Annotated in this window: 1 protein-coding gene; it reads right to left on the bottom strand. The window is 65.2% G+C overall.

The genetic code is table 11. The features are described from left to right. On the bottom strand, nt 1-183 hold a 183-nt coding region (locus SB786_RS37330; RefSeq protein ID WP_410731726.1), incomplete at its 3' end, for a hypothetical protein. Nucleotides 184-244 lie beyond the last annotated feature (61 nt).

The following is a 244-nucleotide window of genomic DNA, read 5'->3' as shown; positions in this document are numbered from 1 at the left end:
CAGCTGGGCACGCATGACCTCCCGGGACTCGTCGGTTCGGCTCAGGAGCCCGGCATGTTGCAGGGCGGCCTCAATGGCCTTCGCCATCTGCTCAGAGGTGGCGTACGCACCGCTCTGCTCGGCCAGTGTTACGGCCATCGCGGCCTCAATACAGCTGGCGGCAGATGTTTGCGTATACCCCATGGCAGGCTGCGCGTGCGGGCGGTTTTTAGCGATAAGCGTTGCATCAGCGGGCGCTGCCTCG

The organism is Burkholderia sp. SIMBA_062 (genome assembly GCF_046534765.1).
Taxonomy (GTDB): domain Bacteria; phylum Pseudomonadota; class Gammaproteobacteria; order Burkholderiales; family Burkholderiaceae; genus Burkholderia; species Burkholderia ambifaria.
This window is presented reverse-complemented; position numbering and strand designations above follow the sequence as displayed.